Here is an 8,774-nt window from a genome sequence, read left to right on the forward strand (position 1 = left end):
CAGAAGCTCTTCACAGAAAAAATATCATCATGACCAATGATACAATCATTGTTCACGCTGCTGTCAAAAAAGTGCTGGATTTAGAAGCAGATGTTTGGCTGTTACCAGAAACATCTTTGAAAATTCTTACAACAATGGAAACAAATTTAAGAGCAGCATGGAGACAAGAACAAGCCATTGGTCGTGAATTAAGTTTGTCGTGGTGGATTTCAAAACTCATGATTTCTGGTGTCCAAAAAGTCATTGCCATTACCCCAACAAGGGACAGTATGGTTTGTGATGAAGAAGTTTTATCGATTGGAAAAATCACCTTAAACTTCAAAGGGCGTGCGCGCTAATGATTGGTTCCCTCCTCCCCACAAACGCAACAGAATTTGAAAAGCGCCTTGCTGATGCTTGCGATTTTCATCAAGATATTGATGGTTCTGTTTTGGGGATTTCACGCGCAAAACTAATCACACGCCCTCCCCGTTTCTTGCCATGGTTGATCAAGGGCTTCAATGGCAGAGGATACGTGGCTCTCTTGCGGCAATAGAGATGGGGCTTGAATGGCTAGGGATTTCTGCACGCTTTCAACCCGCCTGGACGGGGCGGGTATGGTGGAATTCCTTTCAACTCTACTTTGACCGGTTGCCTGAACGAAAAAGCCTTGAAGCTATTGAAGCAATCACAGATCTTTCCAAAAGTTTGCGCTCTGATTTTCGCCGTGGGACCTATGGTTATGATGTGGGGGCTATGGAAGGCAATATGTCACGCCTTGATGAGTGCATGTTGGAGTATGAAAGCGGTGTTCGTTTAACAGCTGGGGGCACTTTGTTTTCCTTTGGACGCACAACAGAGATAGAGCACGTTCTCACAAGAGAAGAAGGCAGGCTTATTGGCAATTGGATAGATGATGGGGATGAAGAGTTAAGCTGGGACCTTATTGATTATCCATGGGACATGGCAAATTTTCCGTGGTGTTCGGTCAAAAAGCACGAACGCGATATGCTCATGGCAGAGTGGTTTAGCAACCGCACACTTTATCTCGTGTTAAGAGACAGCCAAAATAGCGTGATTGGGTATCGCAGATGCTATGCTGTAGCGCCTGTCGAACCAGCTTTGGAGGGTGTTTACAGCCATTGTGGCAACAGATTTAACCCTTCCCCAACTGGCACCATGTTGTTTCTTGCAGCGCGCACCGATTTTCGGGATGTTGACGGCAAACAAGCAGCATTTGTTTCTGTTCTCGTTCATGCCACCCCCGCAGAAAACATAGCGGTTGGCAAGCTTTGGTGTGACGCCAATGAACTCAATGGCGGTGTGGAGATACTCAAAACGCCCATTAATATTCCTTTGCGTGCCGATGTTCGCGAACAATTCAAGATTTTATTGAGGTTTTAATATGAAGCATGAAAGTGGTTTACCCTTTGCAATTGACAGATCTCGCGGCAAAGAGGAACAACAAAGCGTTGTCTTTTATGGCACGCGTCCCTTTATTCAAAGTGGTGAACTCAATGAGGTTCAAACCATCATCAGGGGGCGGCATGACCGCTTGGGGCGCCTTGTGGCACAAGAAGGAGACCGCGTTGAACGGGCTGATGCTTTTGTCAACAAAGAGACAAGGACCGTCACTTTAACGGATGGCAAAATTTATATCGCAGGCGATATTTTCCCCGTCTCAAATGCCGTCTTAGAGAATGTTTCTATGGTTGGACGTATAGAAATCGGTGTAAAGCTACAAAAGAAATGGATAACTCATGAAGATGATCCAGAGCTATTGGGGCAAGTTGCCGGCACCTTAGCAGAAGGAGAGCCTGGTGCCGCACGCGAAACAGCACAGCTTGTTTGGGCACTAAAAGAGGATGAGCAGAATGGCACTTTCTTTCCCGTTTATATCTTGCAAGATGGTGTTCTGATTGATCAAAAATCCCCATCACTGCTTGAACCCGCCATGCAAGCCATTGCGACGTACGACCGCGCCCATGGACATTATATCGTGAGTGGCTGCCGTGTAAGCGCATTGGGAGCCAATAACGGTTGCCAAGTCTTTAGTATTCAAGAAGGAGAAGCCAATATCAATGGCTTTAAACGTAAACGCCTTGCCGCCTTGCGCCATGAAGAGCCAGAGGATTTTTCTACAAGCGTTGTTCCAAGCGAAACGCATATTTTTGCACCCCCAAAAGGGAAAACAAGTTTTACCTTTAAACCCTATTATTTTCCTATTGCTGATATTCAGTCTCTTTTGTTGACAAAAGAAAAAACCGTTAACGTCACCCGTGGTGCGTTTGCCTCCGGGCGTGATGGTGTGCCGGATAAAAGCATCACCGCGTTTATCAAAGTCGTTCAAGGAACTAAGGAATTTAAAGAAGGCACAGATTTTAAAAAAACCGGAGACACCATTGATTGGGCACCCGTGGGGGATGAACCACTCCCCGGCAGTAGCTATACGGTCACGTACCGTTACCGCGCAAGTGTGAAGGCTGATAAAGTCACAGCGCAGGAAATCACTGTCTCAGGTGGGGCGCAAAGTGGTGATATTATTGTGAGTTACACTTACAAACTCCCCCGCATTGACCGTATTGGTCTTAACACAGGGGGCAATGTGGTTTACATCAAAGGGGTTTCATCAGACCAACCCATGGCACCAAGTGTCCCTGATGATGTGCTCTCTCTTGCAACGATCACCAACAATTGGCTTGAAACGCCCCTTGTGGTCAATGATGGCACACGGGTTGCCCCCTATGATGAGATGTGGCGCTATTTTCAACGGGTGCTCTCCCTTGACCGCTTGATGCAACTAGAGCGCATTAAAAGCAATGTGGACTCTAAAGAACCTGTTGCCAAAAAAGGCATGTTTGCTGATCCCTTTCTTGATGACGCTTATAGAGATGAAGGCTTTCAACAAACGGGGGCTGTAGGCAACGGCATTTTGCAGCTCGCCATTGATCCAACCTTTTACACCGCTAATCTTACAGCACCTGTCACGCTTGACTGGACAAATGAAGTGATCATTGCGCAAGAGTTGACAACGGCTTGCGAAAAAATCAACCCTTATCAAAACTTTTCTCCCTTGCCTGGTACAGTCACCCTTACCCCCGCAACAGACTTTTGGCATGAACAGCGCACCGATTGGCTCTCTGGTGTCACCAATCAACTCAATATGGGAACACACCGTGGCAGTAGCGTACGTAGAACAGAAGTCCGTGATGACTTGGTGCGTGCGACACAAGAACAAATCGATTTCTTAAGGCAAATTAAGGTGAACTTTAAGATTGAAGGTTTTGGCAGTAGCGAAATCTTGGAAAGCCTTAGCTTTGATGGTGTGAATGTTTTACCAAAAACAAAGCTTGTTGCTAACACCAAAGGCATCCTTGAAGGCACTTTCACGATTCCACAAAATATTACGGCTGGGACAAAGAATGTGATTGCACGAGGGAAAGGTGGAACAACAGCAACGGGGCTTTTTACCGGTCAAGGGGTGATTGATGTGAAAGTGATGCGGCGCACCACCACGGTGAAGATCTGGACGCAAGTGGACCCGCAAGCGCAAGTCTTTACCCCCGATGAAACACGGCAAATCACAGGTATTGACTTTCATCTTTGTAAAATTGGCAATCAAGCCCATGATCTGGTGATTGATTTGGTCACCACTGAAAATGGCTATCCGACTGCCGATATCCAAGCACAAACCTCCTATTCCATGAAGGGCGCAAAGGGAGGGTGGGCAGAGGCACGCTATGATGTACCACTCCTTGTGATGGATGACCGCTTAACGGCTTTTGTTATCAAGACAGATGATGCTGATCATTCCCTCTCACTCGCCAAACTTGGAGATTTTGATAAAGAATATCAGAGATACGTCTCGAGTCACCCTTATGTGACGGGTCCGCGCTTTTCTTCTGTCAATGCGCAGAGCTGGACAGCCCATCAAGATGAGGCTTTAGCCTTTCGAGTGCTGGCAGCACGCTACAGGCAAACAGAAAAAACCGTAGATTTAGGCACGTTTGATCTTGTGGACTGCTCTGATTTGCAAGTACGCGCAGCCGTTGAGTTACCTTCAAGCGAGTGTTCTGTCATCTTTGAAATTGAACGAAACAACGGCACGGTTTATCAACTGCTGCCCTTTCAATTGCTAAGCCTTAGTGAATATATCAGTGAAAAGGTAAGGCTTCGCGCTATTCTCAAAGGGACAGAGAAGCTCTCACCCGTCTTGTTTGCTCCTGTTCAATTGATTGCAGGAAAGATCCATAAGGAAGCTACCTATGTCACGCGTGCTTTTGCCTTTGGTGAAAAAGCAAGATTGACCAGCTATATCAAAACCTTTTTACCAGGTGGTGCAACCTTTTCACTGGAGATGCAACTGGATGATGGTGCTTTCACCCCTTTGAAACTTGACGAAACAGAACAACTCGCTGAACCGCTTTGGACAGAACGAAAATTTACCAGCAGTGATAAAGGCGCCAAACAAGCGCGCTTGAAACTCACGCTTACCGGTGGACCGGCGGCACGGTCCATGGTGCGTGATTTTGGCGCTGGCATATTATAATGGGAAAATGAGAGATGACAAAAACCAAAAAACTCGACATGGAATTGCCTAAAGAAGGTCGTTTTATCAGTTCTGAATTCCCAATCTTGCGGGAAAACTTGACCAAAATTGATCAAGCTCTTTTGGCTGTTGAGGAAAAGATAAACGAAAAAGCACCTTTACAACACACGCATACCATAAGCGAAATCACAAATCTAGAAAGCGCTCTCAATGGCAAAATGGCAGCCGATAAAACCTTCACTTTTGCTGATTTAAGCGATATCGAGGGCGCTAAGGACGCAGCCAACAATTATGTTCTTTACAAATCAAGCAATAATAACTTCACCTTTGGCAGTGCTGTATCTTTGCTTGGTTCTCATCAACATAAGATTGAAGATATCGTGGGGCTTGATAAATTTAGAGCCAAGCTTAATGAAGATCTTACAGCCTATGGTCGCTTAGCCAGCCCAAATGAATGGAAAAATGAGAACAAATTTACCAGAACAGTCAGCATGAGTGGTGGTTTGGAGATCGTCGATAATTCACCATTTAGCGTATTTCCATCAGTTGATTTATCCGCCGGCTCTATCGAGCTTAGAAGAAGTTTTTCAATCTCAGAATCAGTGGTTACCCGTTTAAGCGCAAATGGAAGCATACTGAAAGGACCACTAACCGTTGACGGTGAAAGAGTTTATACCAAGAGTGAAGTTGATGCAGCCATCTTGGCACAGATAAAGAGTCTTAAAAAAGATTTGATCGATAAAATCACCAATTGGACTGCCCTTGCTGATGCTGAATTGCTCTATACACAGAACGGAAAAATTGAATGGCCCGACTGGGTCACGGATAAAACCAAAGTTGAAATCCAAGCTTGGGGTGGTGGAGGTAGTGGTGGTAGAGCGTTTGGGATAGGATTAGGAGGAGGTGGAGGTGGAGGCGGTTGTTCCGTCTGGTATGGCTATAAAGTCAGTTTAAATGGTCACGAGAATATCATCATTGGTAAAGGAGGGGCTTCTATTGCAAAGAATTTTGTAAGCGGTAAGCCTGGAGAAACAACAACCATTGGCAAAAATTTTATGACGGCTACCGGAGGAAAGGGTGGTGGGGGAGCTGACGCCCGTATCTCTCACTCGGGATTTGGTGGTAGTACGAATTCCTTCTATTCAGGCTCTGGTGGTGCTGGAGGCGTGGGAGGAAATTTTGGTTTAGCAACAGACGAACATCCAGGACTTGCTAAAGGCGGCAATGGTTGTGCTGGGACGAGTGGAATTAATGCAGAAATGAGTGGTAATGGCGGTGATGCTGGGGGTGATACATCAAGGGGGGGCGCTGGAGGAACGGGACAAGGCTCATATTATAGTTCAGGAAAAGCAGGGCGTGGCTTTGGTGGTGGGGGTGCTGGTTCTCATGGGACTGATTGTTCAAGCGGTGCTGGAGCTGATGGTGCTGTTCTTATAAGATTATGGAAAGATTAAATAGAAAACTAAAGATAGCGCAAGTCAAATGGATAGCTGTTCTATAAGCAGGCTTTATATGATTTTCAAAGCCTTTTTATTGCTCTTTTAAAGCCCTCTCAAAGTTTTTTTTTGACTGACACTGTCAGTCTTATGGAGCATGGTGATGATTGTTATTGTCTCTTCATTGATTTGGAGAGCAAAATGACAATAAAATTTAAACTTCGTATTCGCTTTATTAAGAATGGCAAGGGATCTGAGTTTTTAGCAATATTTGATCAGACAACCTTTGATGCGGTTGTAAAATCCTTGATGTTGACGTGCAAATTTATCCCCTCCATGCACCTATTCTTCTCTTTACGCATGAGATGGAGAAACAGGATAGTGTTCTGTTTCATAAGCTTCAATTAACAAAACAAGAGTTTTCATTCTATCAAATTCTGGAGTATTCTCTTTAGGTTGATTATCAAACATTGCAGACACAATCTCTAAGGCTTCTTGATAATCTCTCTCTGTACGAATTGGTTTGATATTCATTTCTTAAATTCTTTTAGTTCTACAGTATTCAATTAACAATATTTAACTGTAACATTTTTGTTGACAATTGTCACTTAATACATTACATCTTACTTAAAATAAAGTTGTTGAGTTTGCTATGATCAAAACATTTAAAAATAAAGACCTCCAATCTCTCTGGGAAACAGGAAAAAGTAAGATTGATAGCAGGCTTCAACAGCGTATTATTCGCCGTCTTGATACTCTTGACGCGGCTTCTCAAGTTAGCGATATCAATGTACCAGGTTATAACTTTCATATGCTTAAAGGCTTTACTCCAACTCGCTACACAATTCATATCAACGGTCCTTGGTGTATCACTTTTGAATTTAAAGACAGACACGTTTACCATGTTGATCTAGAGCAATACCATTGAAGATTTTAAAATCAATTGTAAAGGAGACTATCCATGACCACACGCAATCCTAATCGTTGTCCTACTCATCCAGGAGAAATTTTAGCCGAATCCTTAGAACATTTAAATGCAAGCAAAACCGAAATTGCCCGGATTCTTCAAATATCACGCCAGCACTTGCACGGCATCCTTAAAGGAGAACGTCCAGTCACAGCCGTAACAGCGGCTCGCATTGGTAAATTGTTAGGAAATGGACCCGCCTTATGGCTACAGCTTCAAGCCAATTATGATACATGGCATGCCTTGAGGGACATTGATGTCTCTTCTATTCCAACACTAGAAGTTAGTAAAAAAGTGGATATACAAATGGAACAGAGCCATTCGTAACCTTCTCCCCACCTTAAAGACGGGGAGATGAGTCATGTTTTTTAATTAAGCAACCTTTTTAATGGGTTTATCACAATCTGGTTCGTAAGCACGCAACAAAGAATCCATGCTATGCGGTAACTCTGAAGAACCAAAATCTGTAAGAATTGCCAAAATCTTTGTAATATTAGGCACGTCATTTTGAAGTTTTAAAATGAGAACCTTTTCTATTGCATTCATAGTTTGGACTAGAGCACTACAGTCTTTGTCGCTCACATTTTCATCATTAGAAAATTGAGATAATGCCATCCACAAATCACATAAAAAGTTAGTATCTACCTTCATTGTACACCTCCATGGATTTGTTCTCTCAAACATGCCAATCCTCTCGATGTGATTTTCGTTGAAGGGAGTACCTTTTCTGTGCCATCAGGTCTTTGGATAGTGATAGCAGGGCAATCCATGAAGCCTTTCTTGATCTTATCTTGATAGGGTAATAAAGGTGCCCCTGGAGCTCGTCGATAGACCCAATCATGTTTACGCAAGTAATCCGTTAAATCCTTAGGTCGTACCTCTAACATCTTTGCTGCTTCAATAAGACCGAACAGCCCATCAGAGCGTTTTAAGCCCTCCAAAGCTTGCGCTTTTGGAGTTAGTTCTGCAATCACATGATCTTTCTGTTCGATTTGACTTTGTAGATGATTCAAGACACCAAGCAATGCTTCGGGCTTGGAATAATCAACTTGTGGTGCGGCTATATGTTGTGTTGCTACTTGTTTTAACTGTTTTTCACATTCGATAAAGTATTGACGCGCTTCATGTCCTCTATCATTACGCTCTATCATGGAAAGGTGTTTAGCCATATCTAATGTAAGAGCATAATCTTTAGAAGGGCGTCCTCCTGAACTTTCGCTCAAAAAAGAGCAAAAGTCATAATCTTCTTTAAATTTACATTCTTTAATACGACGAGTAATCCAATCTTTAAAACTGGTTTTAACTTCTAAAAATATATGCAAATCACGCGCATTCACTGTTTGAACAGTTTCTTGTCCAACAGTTTGTTCCGTAATTTCTATAAGAGTGTTCATGATGAACTCCTTATCGTTAGATGTTTTTGATTGACACTCAATAAAGAGTGCCGGGCGCTCAAAAACACGGCGATAAGTCCGTCGTTACACTTTCCCCGCAAGGGTATTGTATAGTGTAACCACACCCGACAAAATCACTATATGCTACAAAGCATATGATGAGTCAAAGTTTTTAAATTTCGGCGGGAAAAGATTATTTCGGTAATCTATCCGCTTATCGTTCGGTGTTTTTGAGGCACCTGATTCGAAAATATACAGTACAGAAATAATGTCAAGCATCTTTCGATAATTTTTTTATTTTTGGATGACGAGCTCTGAAAAACACAGCTCTTTACCTCTCATTTTTTCCCATTCATTTTCATTCACCAATATTTAAAGGAGCATAAAGTATGGCAACAGGTTTTCTACACGGTGTTGAAGTTGTCGAAGTTGACGACGGCACCCGTCCC

General features: G+C 43.4%; 7 protein-coding genes and 2 pseudogenes. 6 read left to right on the forward strand and 3 right to left on the reverse strand.

The genetic code is table 11. The features are described from left to right. The 4 genes and pseudogenes from PVV59_RS08795 to PVV59_RS08810 form a co-directional block, all read left to right on the forward strand. A pseudogene (locus tag PVV59_RS08795) lies at nucleotides 1-338 on the forward strand (baseplate assembly protein); the annotation flags it as partial. Next, nucleotides 338-1,383 (forward strand): annotated as a pseudogene (locus PVV59_RS08800) (phage tail protein). The pseudogenes PVV59_RS08795 and PVV59_RS08800, both read left to right, overlap by 1 nt. 1 nt (nucleotide 1,384) lies before the next feature. Further along, entirely contained in the window at nucleotides 1,385-4,528 is a 3,144-nt protein-coding gene (locus PVV59_RS08805; RefSeq protein WP_273755742.1) for a DUF4815 domain-containing protein, read from the forward strand. 14 nt (nucleotides 4,529-4,542) lie between these two features. Next, nucleotides 4,543-5,982, forward strand: coding sequence for a Bgr_08870 family protein (locus PVV59_RS08810; protein WP_273755743.1), 1,440 nt, complete (start codon nucleotides 4,543-4,545; stop codon nucleotides 5,980-5,982). 336 nt (nucleotides 5,983-6,318) lie between these two features. On the opposite strand, the gene PVV59_RS08815 is transcribed toward PVV59_RS08810, so the two are convergent. Beyond that, the gene (locus tag PVV59_RS08815) at nucleotides 6,319-6,498 is read right to left on the reverse strand and encodes a hypothetical protein (RefSeq protein ID WP_273755744.1); all 180 of its coding nucleotides are present in this window, start codon (nucleotides 6,496-6,498) and stop codon (nucleotides 6,319-6,321) included. Between the two features lie 118 nt (nucleotides 6,499-6,616). On the opposite strand from PVV59_RS08815, the gene PVV59_RS08820 reads away from it, so the two are divergent. Continuing rightward, the gene (locus tag PVV59_RS08820; RefSeq protein WP_208435033.1) at nucleotides 6,617-6,892 is read left to right on the forward strand and encodes a type II toxin-antitoxin system RelE/ParE family toxin; all 276 of its coding nucleotides are present in this window, start codon (nucleotides 6,617-6,619) and stop codon (nucleotides 6,890-6,892) included. 33 nt (nucleotides 6,893-6,925) lie between these two features. Further along, the gene (locus PVV59_RS08825) at nucleotides 6,926-7,258 is read left to right on the forward strand and encodes a HigA family addiction module antitoxin (protein WP_273755745.1); all 333 of its coding nucleotides are present in this window, start codon (nucleotides 6,926-6,928) and stop codon (nucleotides 7,256-7,258) included. 45 nt (nucleotides 7,259-7,303) lie between these two features. On the opposite strand, the gene PVV59_RS08830 is transcribed toward PVV59_RS08825, so the two are convergent. Together PVV59_RS08830 and PVV59_RS08835 are read right to left on the reverse strand one after the other, a co-directional pair. Further along, on the reverse strand, nucleotides 7,304-7,582 hold the full coding sequence (locus tag PVV59_RS08830) for a hypothetical protein (protein ID WP_273755746.1): 279 nt from the start codon (nucleotides 7,580-7,582) through the stop codon (nucleotides 7,304-7,306). Next, on the reverse strand, nucleotides 7,579-8,325 hold the full coding sequence (locus PVV59_RS08835; protein ID WP_273755747.1) for an antA/AntB antirepressor family protein: 747 nt from the start codon (nucleotides 8,323-8,325) through the stop codon (nucleotides 7,579-7,581). The genes PVV59_RS08830 and PVV59_RS08835 overlap by 4 nt, the downstream gene beginning before the upstream one ends. Between the last annotated feature and the right edge of the window lie 449 nt (nucleotides 8,326-8,774).

Source organism: Bartonella sp. MM73XJBT.G, assembly GCF_028618435.1.
GTDB lineage: Bacteria > Pseudomonadota > Alphaproteobacteria > Rhizobiales > Rhizobiaceae > Bartonella.